Below are 19,309 nucleotides of genomic sequence, written 5' to 3'. Positions count from 1 at the left end.
TTTTCGTAAAAGATTAAAACAAAAATTCCTGGAATGCCTGCAGTTGTCCGAACCAATCCAGCACCATCAGCACGTCAAGGAAAACAAAGACCAGCATGCAAACCGATGCGAATCCAAGCGAAAATTTCGTTTTATAAGGCGACTTTGCCAAACGGTACAAGCCAATCGCAATCAGGATGGTAAAGATAATCACAAACGCATCAAACGTATGGGTAACTTGCGATGCGGCAGCTGCTCCAGCCGACAAGAACATTGCGCGACCTCCTTTGCTTGTTAAACAAGAGCGTTATTTTTAGTTTATGTTACATCTTGCCTAAGTATATATGTTAATCTTCCCGCACACAGAGTGCAAGTACGATTCGCGATTTTTCACAAAAAATCTTAATCCGCCGCGGCGACGGCGGCTTCACTGCTGCGCAGGCGCGCAAGCAAATCATCGGAGCGTTTGCGGTCGCGCTCCAGAATGGGCCGCAAAAATTGGCCGGTATACGATGCGGCAACTTTCGTAATTTCTTCCGGCGTCCCGTGCGCAATGATCTTCCCGCCCCTGCTGCCGCCTTCCGGACCCAGGTCGATCATGTAATCCGCCGTCTTGATCACATCCAGATTGTGCTCGATCACCAGAACCGTTTCGCCTGAATCCACCAGCCGATGCAACACTTTCAACAACCGGTCGATGTCGTCGATATGCAATCCCGTCGTCGGTTCGTCCAGAATGTACATTGTTTTTCCCGTGCTGCGCCGATACAATTCCGCAGCCAATTTGACGCGCTGCGCCTCTCCGCCGGACAGCGTCGTCGCCGGTTGGCCGAGCCGCATATAGCCCAGGCCCACATCCAACAGCGTCTGCAATTTGCGGTGGATGCGCGGGATATTTTTGAAAAATTCGCAGCCGTCCTCAATCGTCATTTCCAGCACATCGGCGATATTTTTCCCTTTGTAGCGAATTTCCAGCGTCTCGCGGTTGTAACGTTTCCCTTTGCACACTTCGCACGGGACGTACACATCGGGCAGAAAATGCATCTCGATCTTGATGATGCCGTCTCCGTGGCACGCTTCGCACCGGCCGCCTTTTACGTTGAAACTGAACCGGCCTTTTTGGTAGCCGCGAATTTTCGCCTCCGGCACAGCGGAAAACACATCGCGAATATCGTCAAATACGCCCGTGTATGTGGCCGGATTGGATCTCGGCGTTCTGCCGATCGGCGATTGATCGATGTTGACCACTTTTTCCAGATGCTCGAGGCCTTTGATTTCCTTATGCGCGCCGGGCCGCACCCGCGCCTTGTTCAAATCGCGCGCCAACGATTTATACAAAATTTCATTGACCAGCGTGCTTTTGCCCGAACCGGAAACGCCGGTCACGCAAGTAAACACGCCAAGCGGAATTTTGACATTGAGATTTTTCAGGTTGTTTTCTTTGGCGCCCCTGATTTCGAGCCATTTTCCATTCGGTTTGCGCCGCTCCGGCATGATCGGGATAAATTTCCGGCCGCTCAAATATTGTCCGGTCAGCGAATTGGGGTTGTCCATAATTTCCCGCGGCGTGCCCTGGGCGACAACGGTACCGCCGTGCATACCGGCGCCGGGGCCGATGTCGATAATATAATCGGCGGCCAGCATCGTGTCTTCGTCATGTTCGACGACGATCAACGTATTGCCCAGATCGCGCATCTGCTCCAGCGTTCGGATCAGCCGTTGGTTATCGCGTTGATGCAGCCCAATGCTCGGTTCGTCCAGAATATACAGCACGCCCATCAGGCTGGAACCGATTTGCGTCGCGAGGCGAATGCGCTGCGCTTCTCCGCCGGATAACGTGCCGGCCGACCGGCTTAGCGTTAAATAGTCAAGCCCGACATTGACGAGAAATCCCAGCCTTGCTTTTATTTCTTTCAAAATCAGATGGGCAATTGCCATATCCCGCTCGTTCAGTTGCAGTGACTCGAAAAAGGCGTACGCATCGCCGACGGACAAGTCGGTCACATAGGCGATATTTTTTCCGTTCAACGTAACGGCGAGGCTTTCCGGGCGCAGCCTGTGCCCGTGGCATTTTTGGCAAGGCTTTGCGCTCATGTACCCCTCGATGAATTCGCGGATGCTGTCCGAAGCCGTGTCCCGATAGCGCCGTTCCAGATTTCCGACAATGCCTTCAAACGGCACGGTTACTTCCCGTATGCGCCCGAAGTCGCTTTCGTAGCGAAAACGGATTTTATCCGCGCCCGTTCCGTAGAGCAGCTTGTTGATTTGCTCTTTGCTCAACGATTTAACCGGCACGTCCGTCGGAATGCCGAAATGTTTGCAGGCGGCTTCCATCATTTGCGGGTAATAATTGGAAGTGCTGCCGGCCCATGCTTCAAACGCGCCCTGCGCAATGGTCTTGTCCTTGTCGGGAACAAGCAAATCGGGATCGACCAGCATTTTATTGCCAAGCCCGTCGCACTCCGGACAAGCGCCGTACGGGCTGTTGAACGAAAACATCCGCGGCGCCAGTTCATCGATGCTGAACCCGCATTCCGGGCAAGCGAAGTTGGAACTGAACAACAATTCCTCCTTGCCTATGATGTCGACCAGCACTTGTCCGCCGCCCAACTTGAGCGCGGTTTCCAGAGAATCGGCCAGCCGCGACTGCACATCCGGCTTCACCACAATCCGATCGACCACCACTTCGATGGCGTGCTTTTTGTTTTTTTCCAGTTCAATCGACTCGGACAATTCGCGAATTTCACCGTTGACGCGGACGCGCACATAGCCCTGCTTCTGAATATCGGCAAGCAGCTTGGCATGTTCGCCCTTGCGGCCGGAAACCACCGGCGCCAGAATTTGCAGTTTCGTGCGTTCCGGATACTCCATGATTCTGTCAACCATCTGCTCGACGGTTTGCGAGGTAATTTCCACACCGTGGATCGGGCAATGCGGCTTGCCGACGCGGGCAAACAGAAGCCGTAAGTAGTCGTAAATCTCCGTCACCGTGCCGACCGTGGAACGCGGATTGCGGCTGGTCGTTTTCTGATCGATCGATATTGCCGGAGACAAGCCTTCGATGGAGTCTACATCCGGCTTGTCCATCTGTCCGAGAAATTGCCGGGCGTATGCGGACAACGACTCCACATAGCGCCTTTGCCCCTCGGCATAGATCGTGTCAAACGCCAGCGAAGATTTGCCGGAACCGCTTAATCCGGTCAACACGACAAATTGGTCGCGCGGTATGGTGACATCGATATTTTTCAGATTATGCGCGCGCGCGCCTTTTATCACGATATTGTCTCTTGCCATTATGCGATCGTTCCTTTCCAAGCGGCGCCTACATTTCCGCTTTCAGCTCCAGTATGGCGTCGCGGAGTTCGGCCGCGCGTTCAAACTGAAGCTCTCTGGCCGCGTTCTTCATTTCCTTTTCCAACCGTTCGATCAGCGTAAGCCGGTCCCGCTTCGACATCTTCGCCGCTTGTTTGCCCGGCAGATAATCGGCTTTCTGCTCCGCGGCTTTTGTCGCTTCGATCAAATCGCGCACTTTCTTGTGCACCGTCTGCGGCGTTATATGATGCTTGGCGTTGTAAGCCTGCTGTATCCGGCGTCTGCGCTCCGTCTCTTTAATCGCGCGATCCATCGATTCGGTCACCGTATCGGCATACATGATCACCGTGCCGTCAACGTTTCGCGCCGCCCGCCCGATTGTTTGGATAAGCGAACGTTCCGAGCGCAAAAACCCTTCCTTATCCGCATCCAATATCGCCACCAGGGACACTTCCGGCAAATCAAGCCCTTCCCGCAGCAAGTTGATGCCCACCAAAACGTGGTGGTTGCCAAGGCGCAAGTCGCGCAAAATTTCCATGCGTTCCAGTGTTTTGATATCGGAATGCAAATAGTTGACCTTGATGCCGATTTCCTTCAAATAGTCCGTTAAGTCCTCGGCCATTTTCTTTGTCAGGGTTGTAACCAATACGCGCTCGTCTTTGTCGATGCGTTCGCGGATTTCATGAATCAGATCGTCGATTTGTCCCTTAGTGGGGCGGACATGCACGATCGGATCCAGCAATCCCGTCGGCCGGATGATCTGCTCCACCATTTCCGGACAATGTTCCAATTCATACGGCCCGGGCGTAGCTGAAATAAAAATGATCTGGTTGATCTTCTGTTCGAATTCTTCAAAACGCAAGGGGCGGTTGTCCAACGCCGACGGCAACCGGAAGCCATGCTCCACAAGCACTTCTTTGCGGGCCCGGTCGCCATTGTACATGCCGCGCAGCTGCGGCAGCGTTACATGGGACTCGTCCACGACGATCAGGAAATCGTCGGGAAAATAATCAAGCAGCGTGTACGGGGTTGAACCGCGCTCGCGAAACGTCAGCGGCCCGGAATAGTTTTCGATGCCGGAGCAAAAGCCCATCTCCGCCATCATCTCCAAATCGTAGCGCGTGCGCTGTTCCAGGCGCTGCGCCTCGAGCAGTTTGCCTTGCCCCCGCAGTTCGGCAAGCCGTTCTTCCAGTTCGCGCTCGATGTTGTTCATGGCGATCTTCATCTTCTCTTCGCGGGTCACAAAGTGCGAAGCCGGAAAAATGGCGCAATGTTCGCGTTCGCCCAAAATTTCTCCGGTCAACACATCGATTTCGGTAATGCGTTCAATTTCATCGCCGAACATTTCCACGCGAATCGCCCGCTCGCCGTGCGACGCCGGAAAAATCTCCACCACATCGCCGCGCACCCGAAACGTGCCGCGCGTGAAATTGATATCGTTGCGTTGGTATTGAATATCGACCAGTTTGCGCAAAATGGAATTGCGCGGGCGTTCCATGCCGACGCGCAGCGACAGGACAAGATCCCGGTATTCGTCGGGAGAGCCCAAACCGTAAATGCAGGAAACGCTCGCCACGATAATCACGTCGCGCCGTTCAAACAGCGAACTGGTCGCCGAGTGGCGCAATTTGTCGATCTCATCGTTGACGCTGGAGTCTTTTTCGATATATGTGTCCGTTGCAGGCACATAAGCTTCCGGTTGATAATAATCGTAATAACTGACGAAATATTCCACCGCATTGTGCGGAAAAAATTCTTTAAATTCGCTATAAAGTTGCGCCGCCAATGTCTTGTTATGGGCGATAACAAGCGTCGGCCTGTTCAGGCCGGCGATCGTTTGCGCCACGGTATACGTTTTGCCCGTTCCGGTAGCGCCAAGCAGCGTCTGAAATTTTTTGCCGTTGCGGACGCCTTCCACCAGTTTGGCGATCGCTTGCGGCTGGTCGCCCTGCGGCGCGTATTCCGACACAAGCTGAAAAGGTATCTGCGCGGTTGCTTGCTCCACCATTTCCGTTCACCCGCACTTCCAGCATTACTTTTTTACATGAGAATGTCTGTTCCCGTAAAATTATAACTTTTTTACTTACCATATGCAAACGCGCAAAAAAGAGACGCTCTTATCCATCATAGACCCGTTATGAAAAATTAAACTTCGCGCCGCGTTTGTTTCAAACCCGCGCTTAAATAGCGAAACGCGCCGACATTGTGCGTCTTCGTGGTAAACGCCGCGTCATCATCCGGAGCAAGCAGGATGCCCAATTGATGATGGTCGCCGGCAAAAATCGCTTTTCCGGCGAATTTGCTGTGGCCGTCGAGATTGATGATCTCCAGCTTGCAAAAAGCCGGGTTGATCTGCAGCGCCACATGCAATTCTTCTTTCGTCAACACCTCTTTGCCGTTTACCTTGCGAATGATTTCGCCGGCTACGACGCCCATCTCGGCGGCGGGACTGCCAGGCAGCACGGCCAACACCCGCAAGCCCTGCTTATCGTGAACAAACACCGGGCTGCCCTGCAATTCCTTGCGGAAGCTCAGCCCATTGGCAATTTCCAGGATGAGGATGGCCGCCGCGGAAACGTAGGCGACGAGCGGCGGAATCAGATCGGCCGCCACCGCCAACAACATGAGCACAATGCCAAAAACAAGCAGAAAATTAGCGTTCTTTCGCACTTTTTGCTTTGGCAGCACGGATACGGCGACATTGCAAAAACCGAACAGAAGCGGGAATGCCGCGACGCTCCAATCTCCCTGCCAAAAAAAGCTGCCCTCGCTGATGGCATGAACGAACGAGGCGGACTTTGCGGGTACAAACAGCAATACGGGCACCGGCCACCATTGATGCAGATGGTAAGCACCGATCGTTTTGCCCCGTTTTCCGTCCAAAAAGACCGGCACCGCGTGCATGGCGCCGCGAAGCCGCATCATTACGCCGGCGATGACCTGCAGCAATCCTACCAATAGCAAAAGCGAAGCAAAGCGAAAATCGATGAACGGATCGACCAGTGGGCTTAACATTTCCGTCTCGCGCAACGACGGGAACGTATCAACAGCCGCAGTCCAAATGCCGATGATGCCCGCCGCATACACCATATTCAAAAAGCGGACGCGAACCATAAGCAGCAAAACGGAAATAGCCCACAAAAGCGCAGTCGCTTGCCATGGCATGGAAAAGCCGGCTGCCGCCAGGAAAAGCGAAGCGAACAGACCGGCAAGGCAACCGCAGCCTATGCTTTGCCATGTTTGCGCAGCAGGCGCATGCAGGCGGGCATGAAACAATTTGCGCTCCAGTTTCACTTGCCGCCTAAACTGCAGAAAAACGATGACAATACCTATATACAAGAAAGGTTGTCCGAATAATTGCGCAAGCACATTCAGGCTTTCCGCGACCAAACGGCTGCCGTCAATCATATCATCGTATCCTTCCATAAAAAATGAGAGGTTGATTGCGTCAACCACTCATCCTACATTCGACAATTTCAATTTGAAATCCTGCACGAACGTTGAAATTCCAGTAAAAGACACCGGTTGGCCGCTCGTTTCCCGTTGCAGCGTTTCAATGGCCTTTTGCAGTTGCCGGTCGTTTTTCGGATCGCGCACGACTTTGATGATCGCCTGTTCCAGCGCGTCCGCCGTCTTCTCATCGACCACTCCGTCAGCCGGCAAACCGAGTTTCTGCTGAAACTTCTTCACGGCCGCTTCGGTTTTTTCGTCGAAATAGCCGTCTTTTCTCCCCGGATCAAAACCTACCCCGGAAAGAATCAGTTGGAGATTTTTCACGGCGTCCCCGTTCTGATCCCGTTTGATCGCGGTTGAGCGGTCAATCGGCGTCGCTTTAAAGTAATCCGGCTGGCTTACCGCAATATCCGGCGCGATGCCTTTCCCGTGCACCCACGTTCCATCCGGCGTAAGCCATTTCGCAATCGTCAGCTTCAATTCGCTGCCGTCTTGAAATTCCTTCGTATATGTCGTCTGCACCGTGCCTTTGCCGAACGTCTTTTCGCCGACCAATGTGGCGCCCGCCGATTGGCTGAGCGCCCCGGCCAAAATCTCCGACGCGCTGGCCGAGCCTTCATTGGTCAGTACGACGATCGGATAATTTTTCCCTTCGCCTTTCGATACCGTCTTCTTGATGTCACCGCTCGCGTCTTCCACTTGCACGAGCGTCTTCCCTTTCGGAACAAGCGGTTCGATAATTTCCAGCACTCCCAGCAAATAGCCGCCGGGATTGTTGCGCACGTCGATGATCAGGCCTTCCATGCCTTTTTTCTCCAGGTTGTCCAATTCTTCCTGAAAACGTTCGACCGTATTGCCGGAAAATTGGCTGATGACAATGTCGCCGTAGCCTCCGGGCAGCATTTGGGCGAACACGGTTTCGATATCAATCTCGTCGCGTACGACGATCACCTCGATCCGATCGGTACGGCCTGGCCTCATGATTTCCAACTTTGCCTGGGTGCCTTTCGGACCGCGGATTTTCGCCACCGCATCGCTCAACTTTAATCCTTCGAGTTTTTCCCCGTTGACGGAGATAATCACATCCTTGGCCTGGATGCCGGCCTTTTCCGCCGGCGAGCCTTTAATGGGCGAGACGACCGTCACGTTGCCGTTCTCCAACATAACCTCGGCGCCTATGCCCGTAAAATAGGCATCGACGTTTTCTTCGTATCGTTTGGCCTCTTCCTTGTTCATATAGGCGGAATACGGATCGTCCAACGCCGACAACATGCCGTGGATGGCGCCGTCCACGACTTTTTCCCGATCGACCGGGAGATAGTATTTTTCGGCAATCAACCGGTACGCCGTATCGATTTTTTTGAGCTCCGCCTCCGACAGTCCATCGTCCGCCGGCCCGTTTTTCGCGGCATGCGACGGCAAAGGAGAGTCCGCATAGCCGCCCCATTGCCCCCGGTTGCCGAGCAACGAAGTAAATCCGCTTCCTGAATCAAGAAGCAAGACCGTAACAACGCTGCTGGCCAAAATCGCCAAAATGACAAACGCAAGCACTGTCCGCCCTTTAAAAACCATATACTCACACCCGTTTCATCATTCGCGCGACACCGCATTCCCTGTATCATATGACAAGCCGCGCAAGATTATATCCGTTGCGCGGCTTTCATGCTCCAGAGCCGGATCTTTAACGAAAATTCACGTACTTGCTTGGATCCACCGCCTGCTCGTTCAAATATACCGTAAAATGCAGATGATTTCCAGTCGCCCTGCCGGTATGGCCAACTTCGCCGATTTTCTGGCCGCGTTTCACCACTTGATTTTTTTTCGCGATAATTTTGCTCATATGTCCGTATAACGTCCATAAACCGTTGCCGTGGTCGATGATGACGCAATTGCCGAAGCTTCCGTACCACTGCGCCACAATCACCTGGCCGTCCGCCGCCGCCAAAATATCGGTGCCGGATGGCGCGCCGAGGTCATAGCCGTTATGAAAAGCTCCCCTTTTGCCCGTGATCGGGTCAACCCGGCTGCCGAAACCCGACGTAACGGGGTGCCACTCGGGAAGCGGATAAGACAGCTTGCCGCTCGGTGTAAACAACCGTTCCTTTTCCGCATTCAATTTGGACACCTTTGCCGCCAATTGGATGATTTGCCGTTCCTGCTCCGCCGAGATTTCTTCCAGGTCTTCCTGTTGATCCTGCAGGCTGGCAATCACCACTTCCTTTTCCTTCTCTTTAACCATGAGCTGCTGGTTAATCTTTGCTTTTTTATCATATAATTCATTTAATGTCGCCAAGTCGCTTTGCATTTTCTTTTCTTTCTGGGCGATTAAATCGCGGTCGCGCTTGTTCGCCTGCAGGATGGATTCATCTTCGCTTACGATTGCTGTGAGAAAATTCAACCGGTCGAGAAAATCGGCAAAACTTGTAGCGTTCATCAGCACATCAATATATTTCACAGGTCCGGTCGTATACATGAGTCTGATTTTTTCCCGCAACAGCTTGTCCCGTTCGGCTACGCGCTTATCGGCTTCGTCAAGCTCCTTCGCGGTTTTGTGCAATTCCTCGTTGGTTTTGTCGATCTGCGCCTGATATTTTTGCATATCGGCAAAAACCTGGTCCATAAGTTGAATAATATTTTTATACGCCTGTTGCGCCTGTTTTTTGTCTTGCAGCACTTTGGAAAGTTCGTTGTTTGTTTGTTGTTGCGACCACGCGGCTTCCTGCTTTTGTTTCTCCAACTCTCGTAACTGCTGATCGATTTCTTCAAGCCTTGAAGCGGCGGCGTTTTGGAGCGGCAGTACGACGAGGGAAAACAATATGATCAACGGAATGAGAATTTGCAACCTTCGTTTCAATAACATCTCCTCCTCCAGGCTTTCGCGGGAATGCTATTATACTTTCAAATATTTGCGGACCGACAGCACGCTGCCCCAGATGCCAAGAACCAAACCGATTCCGATTAACAACAGCGACAGGTTCGGGGCGATTTCTTTCAACGGCAACAAGCGAAACAATAGCGCCTTTTCTTCCAATTGCGAATAAATGACAAACAAAATCACGGTCGGAACAACCGATCCGATTAGCCCCAGAATTGCGCCTTCAATGAAAAAAGGCCAGCGAATAAAGTGGTTGGTAGCGCCTACCATTTTCATGATGGCGATTTCTTTGCGCCTTGTGAAAATAGTCAATTTGATCGTATTCGCAATCAAAAACATGGCGGTAAACGCCAGCAAAATAACAAAAACGATGCCAATGTTGCGAATTAGGCGCGTATAGTAAAACAAATTTTCGACCGTGTCTTTTCCGTAGTCGACTTTCATGATCGGCTGTGTTTCCTTGCCTTGATTCAATGCCTCAATCTGCCCGGCGACTTTCCCGACATCGCGCGGTTCGGACACTTCAACGGTGAATGCGTCCGGCAACGGGTTGTTGTTCTTTTCATCGAAACCTTCCAAAAGTTTTTGGCCATTTTTGCCCAGCGTTTTTTGAAAGATTTTGAAACCTTCTTCTTTCGGCACAAACGTAACTTTGCTGACTTCCGGGATCAAGCCGATTTCATTTTGCAAGGAAAGAACGACGTCTTGCGGAACATCGACATCCAGGAACACGCGAATCTCGACTTCTTTCTCCACTTGTGCGGCCAAATGGTTTACATTCAGCGCAAGCATCACGAATATGCCCAGGATCAACAACGAGATCGCGATGGCGCCGGCTGAGGCAAACGTCATCCAGCCGTTTCTGACAACACTTTTTACCCCTTCACGAACATGCCGGGTCAATGTGCTAATCCTCATAGCCGTATTCACCCCGCTGTTCGTCTCTTACGATCATGCCTTTTTCAATGGCCAGGACGCGTCGCCGCGTGCTGTTGACAATTTCCTTGTTATGCGTCGCCATCACGATGGTGGTTCCGCGCAGGTTGATTTCTTCCAGCAGTTTCATAATGCCCCATGACGTATCGGGGTCGAGGTTGCCCGTCGGTTCGTCCGCGATAATAACAGCCGGATTGTTGACAATGGCGCGGGCAATGGCAATGCGCTGCTGCTCGCCGCCGGAGAGTTGCGCCGGATAGGAGTTGGCTTTATCTTTTAAGTGAACGAGTTCCATTACTTCCATCGTTCTTCTTTTGATAATCCGTTTCGGGGCTTCGATGACTTCCATGGCAAACGCGATATTTTCATAGGCCGTCAATTTGGGCAACAGCCGATAGTCCTGAAAAATGACCCCGATGTTGCGGCGCAAAAACGGTATTTTGCGTTGCCGCATCTTGTCCAGATTAAAACCGTTTACAAACAGATGCCCTTTTGTCTGCTTTTCTTCCCGATAAATCAATTTCATAAACGTTGATTTTCCCGCCCCGGATGGGCCTACAATGTATACGAATTCATTGCGGTCAACTTTCACGTTGATGCCGCGCAACGCATGAGTGCCGTCAGGATACGTTTTCCAAACATCCTGCATTTCGATCACACTATCACTTCTCCTGTCACTGGCTCACGTCCTTTGGCGAAAATTACCGTTTTTCTGCTCCAAGTTGACATTATGCCTGCATACTCAGACTTTATTTATTCGACATGTATTGCCGAAATCCTTGTAGGAAGTCCGCAATTTCGCAACTATTCTCATTATAGCACGGATTATAGAGCGGATAGCCAGACAATCCCGCGGGTTTTGTCATGAAAATTTTGGGCTCATCAAGAAAATAGGCATTGGCGCGTAACGGGAAAGAATGGGTTGTGTTATGCGTTTTGCCCACCCGGTAGGCATTCGTATTCTGCGTTTTGCCCAGCCGGTCGCACGGCGGCAATCTTTCACCCGCGGACAACACAGCAGTTGCGTTTTGCAGCATTGCCAACTCAGTTGCGAAGAGCCATAGTTTTGCTTCCTGCTTCCTGTGAAGTAGTTTCGCGTAGAAATATGTTAGAGGTGGATATGCGGAGATGGTCGGAAAGTTTTAGTTCCATGCGCAAGGTCTAAATCCACCGCCTTTAGGCGGTCGGCTTCCAGCGCTTGCACTTTGTAAACGTTAAACCTAACTGCACTACGCTAAAACTGGATGACCGCCTCCCTGCGCAACCCAAAACGGAGAGACCGTATCCTTGTACAATGCCAAAACGGGTGGACTGCATCTCTGCGCAATGCTAAAACGGGGTGATTACCTCCCTCACGCCGCTAAATCGGGTAGGATCGTCTCCCCGCAACGCAAAACGGGGGCTCTTCTCCCCGCCCAACGCTAACGGACGCAGCGGACGCTATTTGCCGAAAAATGGCTGATAATAAATTGTAACGGTCGCAGTGGACGCTAATTGTCGTTCCGATGCCCGAATATCAGGAAAAATACCTGAATAGGCTCACCCACGACCGTTAGAATTGAAAAGCCGGCAATTTGCGCAAAATAAGCTCTCCTACGACCGCTAAAGGTTGCAAGTTGGGTTAAAGGCTGCAAGCCGGCAAGCTTTAAAGGCTGCAAGCCAGCAAACAGACCGAGTTTCCGTTGGAAACGTTCTGTTGGCTTCAGCCAAAGGTCTTTCAGTAGGTTTTAGCCTGGATAGGCGACTTTCAGTCGCCAATATATGAACTTACCGGCTTTAGCCGGTAGTCGTTTAGTTGGAGGTGCATAAGTTTGGGAAACAGCGGCGCCTATGAACGAATGGTCGCGGCAGAATTGCAAGCGTGGCGGAAACGCCTGCTGCAGCGTCCGGGGATACTGGAGCGTTCAGCGAAGCTGCTCAACCACTGGACAAATCGCGTCATTCCCGAGCGGATTCAGCAGATTCTCACTACCGGCGTGAAAGGCATGGTGCACGCTTCGTTGTTTACCGCAAAGTTTCTGCCGGGCAACCCGATTGCAGGCGGAAAGACACTCGAAGAAAAAGATGCGCATGCCAAGGCGGTTATTTCCCGTTACAAACGGGTAGCCTCGGCGGAAGGAGCGGGAACCGGGGCGGGCGGCCTTTTGCTTGGCCTTGCCGATTTTCCGGCGCTGCTCGCGATCAAGATGAAGATGCTGTTCGAATTGGCGGGGCATTACGGATTCCGGGCGGACGATGCGCGGGAAAGAGTGTTTTTGTTGTATGTGTTTCAGCTTGCTTTTTCCGGTTACGAGCACCGGCTAAAAGTATTGGAACGCATTGAACATTGGCAGGAAACGGCGGATGGCTTGCCGTCCGGCCAAGCGTTTTACGACGAGATCAATTGGCGCGATTTTCAGCAGGAATACCGCGACGCCATCGATTTTCGCAAGATGCTCCAGCTTGTCCCGGGCATCGGCGCGGCCGTAGGCGCGTGGGCCAACTACAATCTGGTCGAAGACCTTGGGGAAACGGCGATGAACTGCTACCGCATGCGCATATTGCGGCAGCGTGCGCCGGCGGAATGATGTTGGGTTGGCGGCACCTGAAGGTTCACCCGCGCATTAGTTGGATTTCATCCAACTATTTTCTTATGTTTGTTCAGACTTCTTGCATTAAATGGATTTCATCCAACTAATTTGGGCAAATTTATTGATTTCCTTCATCTTGACACAAATTTAGTTGGACAAAATCCAACTAATTGCATTCACATCGCCTTTTCACTACGAATTAGTTGGACAAAATCCAACTAATTCGTAGTTTCATTGAAGGCCATTCTAGTTTAAATATTCCACCACATTGGGGACCAACTCGTATCTTACAACCCTTTCTCCTTTTCCGCGCGGCGACGGCTTCAGCCAACCTTTTTCACACAATTTCCGCAACATCCTGACGGCTGTCCGATGATCGATCTGAAAATGTCGCTTAACATCCATTGGCCGAATGGGACGGGCAAGTTGAATCGCCAATAATGCCAATTCTTTTTCGGCTAGCCGCGAAAGGGAAACCGGCCTGGCTTCGGGCTGGTGCCTGCTTAGCGCCATCCTGAGCAAGGAAATGCACAATTCCGGACGTTGCTCTACATCGTCATAGGCGAAGGAGATCACATGGTAACCCATCGCATACAGAAAAGTCTCACGGTTCAACTCGTTGCAAAATTTCTGCCGATCCATATCCCGCACGTGCGACGAATACCCCTTGATTTCGATTAACAGTTTGACATGACCCGGCAACCAGGCCAGATCGGCAAAGTAAGATCTTCCCCGCCAATCCAGCACCTCGTATTCCGGGTGCAAATCCTGAAAATCCCCGCGCAATGGCCACCAAACATTTTTAAGAAATAATTGTTCCGCATGACTGTGCCCCCGTTCCAGCCGGTTGCGGCGCTCACCGGTTCTGTTCGCGGCGTGGCGCCCGATAAATTCGGCATGTGCCTTGGCATAATCCATATTAATCAACTCCTAAAAAAATATAAAAACGCCCTGATCCATTCGTTAAAACGGAAACAGGACGTTCTTCGTCGCGTGTTCATGTGATGCCGCATCATTTGCGGAAAAGGCCGGCACAAAAACGAATTGATAATTCAAAAAGCAGCCGGTCAAAAAGGCCAGTCGGCCCGCATATCACAATATTTACGTTTATCTAACTTTTTGCAAATGTTGGTCGACCCATTGCTGCGTCACACCGATCGCCGCTTCCACGCGGGCGATCGCGCTCTGCACCTGCCCGGCTGCGGTGCCGCCGTATACGTCGCGGGCGTTCACCACATGCTCCGGCTGAAGCACCTCGTATATATCGTCCGCGAACAGCGGGGAGAATTTCGTATATTCATCCAGCGACAAATCCAGCAGCACCCTGCCGCTTTCGATGCAATACAGCACCAGCTTGCCGATCACTTCGTGCGCCTGGCGGAACGGCATGCCCTTCGCCGCCAGGTAGTCGGCAATATCCGTCGCGTTGGAAAAGTCGCTGTTCACCGCCTGGCGCATCCGCGTACGCTGCACCTTCATGGTCGCAATCATCGGCGCCATCAGCTGCAGCGCGCCCTGCAGCGTCTTCACCGTGTCAAGCATGCCTTCCTTGTCTTCCTGCATGTCCTTGTTGTAGGCGAGCGGCAGCGCTTTGAGCACTGTCAGCATGCCGACCAAATGGCCGTAAACGCGGCCCGTTTTGCCCCGCACAAGCTCGGCCACGTCGGGATTTTTCTTCTGCGGCATAATGCTGCTGCCCGTGCAAAACGCATCGTCCAACTCGATGAACCCGAACTCGGTGCTGGACCACATCACCAATTCTTCGCACAACCGCGACAAATGCATCATGATGAGCGACGCGTTCGCCAAAAATTCTACGATAAAGTCGCGATCGCTGACCGCGTCCAGGCTGTTGTCGTAAATCCGCGCAAATCCGAGTTGTTCCGCGACAAAGTGGCGGTCGATCGGAAACGTCGTGCCGGCCAACGCTCCCGCTCCGAGCGGCAGCGCATCCACGCGTTTGTAGCTGTCCTGCAGGCGCTCGATATCGCGCTGGAACATGCTCGTATAAGCGAGCAAATGATGCGCGAACAAAATCGGCTGTGCCCGCTGCAAATGCGTATAGCCCGGCAAAATGGTCTCCGTATTCGCTTTGGCTTGTTCCAACAGCGACTCTTGCAGCTTCGCCAGCAAATCGACCAGCTCCACGACACGGCTGCGCAAATACAAGTGCATATCCGTCGCCACCTGATCGTTGCGGCTGCGCGCGGTGTGCAGTTTGCCGCCGACCGGACCGATTTCGTCGATCAGCGTTTTTTCAATGTTCATATGGATGTCTTCGTCGGCTATGGAATACTCCATTTCGCCGTGGCGGATTTTCGCCATCACTTTGTGCAGGCCGTCTTTGATTTTTTCCACATCTTCTTCGGGGAGAATGCCGCATTTGCCCAGCATCGCAACATGCGCCAAACTGCCCGCGATGTCTTCTTCCGCCAATTCTTTATCAAACAGGATGGAAGCCGTGTATGCTTCCACCAACTGATCCGTTTTCTTGGTAAAACGTCCGCCCCACAGTTTTGACACCTGGTTTAACTCCCTTCAACGCCCTCTGAACAAGCATGTTATGGCGACGCGAACTTTCGCATTGACGCTAAAAACATGCCAAGCCCGTTTAATCGTTCGACTGCTTGACCGCGGTTTGCGCCTTCAGGCGCAGCGCATGGAGATGAATAAAGCCGGTGGCATCCGACTGGTCGTATGCTTGCGACGGATCGGCTTCCATCGTGGCGATGTTCGGGTTGTACAAGCTGACCGGGCTTTTCACGCCGGCGCCGATCACGTTGCCTTTGTACAATTTCAGCCGCACGGTTCCGGTAACGTTTTTCTGGCTTTCGCTAACGAGCGCTTGCAGCGCCAGCCGTTCCGGCGCAAACCAAAAGCCGTTGTACACAAGCGCACTATACCGGGGAATCAGCGAATCGCGCAGATGCATGACTTCGCGGTCCATTGTGAGCGACTCCATTTTGCGGTGCGCGGTGAACAAAATCGTGCCTCCCGGAGTCTCGTAAACGCCCCGGCTCTTCATGCCGACGAACCGGTTTTCCACCATGTCGACGCGGCCGATGCCGTGCTTGCCGCCCAGTTCGTTCAGTTTTTCCATCACGCCCAAAGGCGACAATTTCTCGCCGTTAACCGCTACGCAATTGCCCCGGACAAATTCCAGTTCCACATATTCCGCCTCATCCGGCGCGTCTTCCGGCGAAACCGTCAGCACATACATGTCCTTGTTCGCTTCGGCGCTGGCGTCAAACCACGGGTCTTCGAGCATGCCGCTTTCAAAGCTGATATGCAACAGGTTGCGGTCCGTCGAATACGGTTTGGCGGCGGTCGCGGCGACGCGGATGCCATGCGCTTCGGCATAGGCGATCATTTCGGCGCGCCCGGGGAACCGTTCGCGGAAGCGCTCATCCCGCCAAGGCGCTATCACCTTGATGCCCGGGGCAAGCGCTGCGGCGGCCAATTCAAAACGAACCTGGTCGTTGCCTTTTCCGGTAGCGCCGTGGGCGATTGCCGTTGCTCCTTCGCGCAAGGCGATTTCCACCATCCGCTTGGCGATGAGCGGGCGGGCGATGCTGGTGCCCAGCAAATATTGCCCTTCGTATAGCGCCCCCGCCTGAAACAGCGGAAAAATAAAATCTTTGGCGAATTCGTCGCGCAGATCATCAATATACGCTTTCGTCGCGCCGGTGCGCAGCGCCTTTACCTCCAAACCGTCCAGTTCGTCTTTTTGCCCAATATCCGCGGTGAACGTAATGATTTCCGCGTCGTACGTTTCCTTTAGCCAAGCCAGAATAACCGAAGTATCCAGACCGCCGGAATAAGCCAGCACAATTTTTTCTTTCGCCATTTTCTTCATCCCGCTCCTTTCGCAACCGTTACATGATCGCGCTCATAATCGCTTTTTGCGCATGCAGACGGTTTTCCGCCTCGTCAAAAATGATCGAGTGATCTCCGTCGATAATTTCTTCGCTCACTTCTTCGCCGCGGTGCGCCGGCAAACAGTGCATAAACACATAGTCCGGCTTGGCATATCCAGCCACCTGCGCGTTGATCTGGTAATTTTTGAAGGCGATTCGGCGCGCCTCCTGTTCGCTCTCAAAGCCCATGCTGGCCCATACGTCGGTATACAGCACGTCCGCGCCTTGCGCCGCTTCCCTGGGATCGCGGCAAAGATGCACCGAACCGCCCGTTTGCGCGGCGTATTCTTTACTCATCCTGATGACCTCGGGATCGGGATCATATCCTTCCGGCGACGCGACGGCGATGTGCAGGCCGAGTTTGGCCGCGCCCATCATGAGCGAGTGGACCATGTTGTTGCCGTCTCCGACGTAAGCAAGTTTCAGCCCTTCCAGTTTGCCCTTGTGTTCGTAAATCGTCATGTAATCGGCCAGCGCCTGGCATGGGTGGTTGAAATCGGTCAGCCCGTTAATGACAGGGACTGTGGCTGCTCTTGCCAAATCAACGACAGTGCGGTGCGCGAACGTGCGAATCATGATGCCGTCCAGATAACGGGACATCGTTTGCGCCGTGTCGAGAATAGTCTCGCCCCGCCCGATTTGCAAGTCGTTGCGGCTTAAAAACAACGCCTGCCCGCCCAGCTGGTACATGCCGACTTCAAAGGAAATCCGCGTGCGGGTCGATGATTTCTCAAAAATCATGCCCAACGTCTTTCCGCTCAACGGGTGGTAAACTTCCCCCGCTTTCAGTTTCCGCTTCAACTCGATGCCTAACGCCAGCAAATATTTCAACTCCGCCGGCGTATAGTCAATCAAAGATAAAAAGTCCCGGCCTTTCAATCCGGCCGCCAAATCTTGATCCAAGAGCAAACTCACGCGATCATCTCCCTTCCTGACGATAAAATGATTACGGTTTCGCCATCGCGGCGCCTTTTTCCGCCAAAACGCCGCAAACAAGCGACAAACCGCGCTGGAAATCTTCCTCGGGAATCGTTAGACTGGGCAGCAATCTGAGCACATTCGGCCCTGCCGATACGGCCAGCAAGCCGCGTTCGCGCAAAGTCGCAAGCACATTCGCCACCGGCTCGGCGCATTCAATGCCGATCAACAGCCCAAGGCCGCGGACCTGCTTGACAAACGGATTTCCGGCCAATTCCTTAGCGAAAAACGCCTGCGCCAATTTCCCCAACCGTTCCGCACGCTCAGGCAAACGTTCCGCCAGCATCGTTTCGATCGTCGCAATCCCGGCTGCCGTGGCGAGCGGCGTGCCGCCGAAGGTCGAGCCGTGGCTGCCGGCCGCGAACGCTTCCCGCAATTTTTCTTTGCCGAGCATCGCTCCCATCGGAAAGCCGCTGCCGATGCCTTTTGCCAGCGTGAAAATATCCGGTTCAATCCCATAATGCTGATATGCAAACAACTTGCCTGTGCGTCCCATGCCGGTTTGAATTTCGTCAACGATCAGGAGCAGATCATGTTTTGCGCACAAGCGCACCACTTCCTTGACGAAATCGGGGTCCGCCGGGCGAATTCCGCCTTCGCCCTGCACCATCTCCAACATGATGGCACAGGTGCGGTCGTTGATCCTAGCTTCCAAGCCCGCCGCATCGTTAAATGTCGCGTGGACGAAACCTTCCGGCAGCGGGGCAAAACCGTCCTTCACTTTATCTTGACCCGTGGCGGTCAACGTGGCGAGCGTCCGCCCGTGAAACGACTGGCGGAAAGTAATGACTTCATAACGGTCTTTATGCAAAATGTTCCGATTATAGCGCCGGGCCAGTTTGATGGCGGCTTCATTGGCTTCCGCGCCGCTGTTGCAAAAAAACACCGCGTCCGCGCAACTGTTTTCGGTCAGCAGCTGCGCCAGCCGCTCCTGGTTCGGAATCGCGAACAAATTGGAAACATGCCACAGTTTGTCAAGCTGCTCCGTTAATGCCGCTTTGACGGCAGCCGGCACATGGCCGAGATTGGTTACGGCGATGCCGCTCATAAAATCCAAATATGATTTGCCTTGATCGTCCCACAGCCTGCTGCCTTCGCCTTTAACCAGAGCTATCGGGAATCTGGCATAGGTGGGAAACAGCGCGCTCTTCGCGGATTTTCTCCCTTCCGGATAATCGCTCATCCAATATCCCTCCATTTGCTTACAACGATTTAACGATGCGGGTACCGAGCGGTTCTCCCGCCAGTACGCGGCCAAGCACTTGCGGCTCGGAGCCGTTTACGATAAC

Annotated in this window: 15 protein-coding genes; 1 reads left to right on the top strand and 14 read right to left on the bottom strand. The window is 53.1% G+C overall.

Annotation, left to right across the window (positions count from 1 at the left end; translation table 11 throughout):
• Nucleotides 1-13: 13 nt before the first annotated feature.
• From VF260_08745 to ftsE, 8 genes are all read right to left on the bottom strand, one after another.
• On the bottom strand, nt 14-253 hold the full coding sequence (locus tag VF260_08745; protein ID HEX7057264.1) for a hypothetical protein: 240 nt from the start codon (nt 251-253) through the stop codon (nt 14-16).
• Between the two features lie 128 nt (nt 254-381).
• Nucleotides 382-3,273 carry an excinuclease ABC subunit UvrA gene (gene uvrA, locus VF260_08740; GenBank protein HEX7057263.1) on the bottom strand — a complete coding sequence of 964 codons (2,892 nt, stop codon included), beginning with the start codon at nt 3,271-3,273 and terminating at the stop codon, nt 382-384.
• A gap of 28 nt (nt 3,274-3,301) precedes the next feature.
• Nucleotides 3,302-5,299, bottom strand: coding sequence for an excinuclease ABC subunit UvrB (gene uvrB / locus VF260_08735; protein HEX7057262.1), 1,998 nt, complete (start codon nt 5,297-5,299; stop codon nt 3,302-3,304).
• A 137-nt stretch (nt 5,300-5,436) separates the two neighbouring features.
• Entirely contained in the window at nt 5,437-6,699 is a 1,263-nt protein-coding gene (locus tag VF260_08730) for a PDZ domain-containing protein (GenBank protein HEX7057261.1), read from the bottom strand.
• 48 nt (nt 6,700-6,747) lie between these two features.
• Nucleotides 6,748-8,316 (bottom strand): S41 family peptidase, encoded by a 1,569-nt coding sequence (locus tag VF260_08725; protein HEX7057260.1) that lies wholly within the window; start codon nt 8,314-8,316, stop codon nt 6,748-6,750.
• Between the two features lie 109 nt (nt 8,317-8,425).
• Nucleotides 8,426-9,598 carry a peptidoglycan DD-metalloendopeptidase family protein gene (locus VF260_08720; GenBank protein ID HEX7057259.1) on the bottom strand — a complete coding sequence of 391 codons (1,173 nt, stop codon included), beginning with the start codon at nt 9,596-9,598 and terminating at the stop codon, nt 8,426-8,428.
• Between the two features lie 36 nt (nt 9,599-9,634).
• The gene (gene ftsX, locus VF260_08715; protein ID HEX7057258.1) at nt 9,635-10,537 is read right to left on the bottom strand and encodes a permease-like cell division protein FtsX; all 903 of its coding nucleotides are present in this window, start codon (nt 10,535-10,537) and stop codon (nt 9,635-9,637) included.
• The gene (gene ftsE, locus VF260_08710; protein ID HEX7057257.1) at nt 10,527-11,213 is read right to left on the bottom strand and encodes a cell division ATP-binding protein FtsE; all 687 of its coding nucleotides are present in this window, start codon (nt 11,211-11,213) and stop codon (nt 10,527-10,529) included. The genes ftsX and ftsE overlap by 11 nt, the downstream gene beginning before the upstream one ends.
• 1,153 nt (nt 11,214-12,366) lie before the next feature.
• On the opposite strand from ftsE, the gene VF260_08705 reads away from it, so the two are divergent.
• Entirely contained in the window at nt 12,367-13,122 is a 756-nt protein-coding gene (locus tag VF260_08705) for an EcsC family protein (GenBank protein ID HEX7057256.1), read from the top strand.
• A gap of 249 nt (nt 13,123-13,371) precedes the next feature.
• Here VF260_08705 and VF260_08700 read toward each other — a convergent pair whose 3' ends face one another.
• The 6 genes from VF260_08700 to VF260_08675 all read right to left on the bottom strand — a co-directional run.
• Nucleotides 13,372-14,043 (bottom strand): hypothetical protein, encoded by a 672-nt coding sequence (locus VF260_08700; protein HEX7057255.1) that lies wholly within the window; start codon nt 14,041-14,043, stop codon nt 13,372-13,374.
• A 189-nt stretch (nt 14,044-14,232) separates the two neighbouring features.
• Nucleotides 14,233-15,648 (bottom strand): argininosuccinate lyase, encoded by a 1,416-nt coding sequence (gene argH, locus VF260_08695; GenBank protein HEX7057254.1) that lies wholly within the window; start codon nt 15,646-15,648, stop codon nt 14,233-14,235.
• A gap of 88 nt (nt 15,649-15,736) precedes the next feature.
• On the bottom strand, nt 15,737-16,972 hold the full coding sequence (locus VF260_08690; GenBank protein ID HEX7057253.1) for an argininosuccinate synthase: 1,236 nt from the start codon (nt 16,970-16,972) through the stop codon (nt 15,737-15,739).
• Between the two features lie 28 nt (nt 16,973-17,000).
• Entirely contained in the window at nt 17,001-17,957 is a 957-nt protein-coding gene (gene argF, locus VF260_08685) for an ornithine carbamoyltransferase (GenBank protein HEX7057252.1), read from the bottom strand.
• Between the two features lie 31 nt (nt 17,958-17,988).
• A complete protein-coding gene (locus VF260_08680) occupies nt 17,989-19,203 on the bottom strand; it encodes an acetylornithine transaminase (GenBank protein HEX7057251.1) in 1,215 nt (404 codons plus the stop codon).
• Nucleotides 19,204-19,222: 19 nt separating this feature from the next.
• On the bottom strand, nt 19,223-19,309 hold an 87-nt coding region (locus VF260_08675), incomplete at its 5' end, for an acetylglutamate kinase (GenBank protein ID HEX7057250.1).

The sequence above is a fragment of the Bacilli bacterium genome (genome assembly GCA_036381315.1).
GTDB lineage: Bacteria > Bacillota > Bacilli > Paenibacillales > KCTC-25726 > DASVDB01.
This window is presented reverse-complemented; position numbering and strand designations above follow the sequence as displayed.

Coding starts and splice junctions, on each gene's coding strand:
- VF260_08745 (HEX7057264.1), bottom strand. CDS start 253: ATGTTCTTGTCGGCTGGAGCAGCTGCCGCATCGCAAGTTACCCATACG.
- uvrA (HEX7057263.1), bottom strand. CDS start 3,273: ATGGCAAGAGACAATATCGTGATAAAAGGCGCGCGCGCGCATAATCTG.
- uvrB (HEX7057262.1), bottom strand. CDS start 5,299: ATGGTGGAGCAAGCAACCGCGCAGATACCTTTTCAGCTTGTGTCGGAA.
- VF260_08730 (HEX7057261.1), bottom strand. CDS start 6,699: ATGATTGACGGCAGCCGTTTGGTCGCGGAAAGCCTGAATGTGCTTGCG.
- VF260_08725 (HEX7057260.1), bottom strand. CDS start 8,316: ATGGTTTTTAAAGGGCGGACAGTGCTTGCGTTTGTCATTTTGGCGATT.
- ftsX (HEX7057258.1), bottom strand. CDS start 10,537: ATGAGGATTAGCACATTGACCCGGCATGTTCGTGAAGGGGTAAAAAGT.
- VF260_08700 (HEX7057255.1), bottom strand. CDS start 14,043: ATGGATTATGCCAAGGCACATGCCGAATTTATCGGGCGCCACGCCGCG.
- VF260_08690 (HEX7057253.1), bottom strand. CDS start 16,972: ATGGCGAAAGAAAAAATTGTGCTGGCTTATTCCGGCGGTCTGGATACT.
- VF260_08680 (HEX7057251.1), bottom strand. CDS start 19,203: ATGAGCGATTATCCGGAAGGGAGAAAATCCGCGAAGAGCGCGCTGTTT.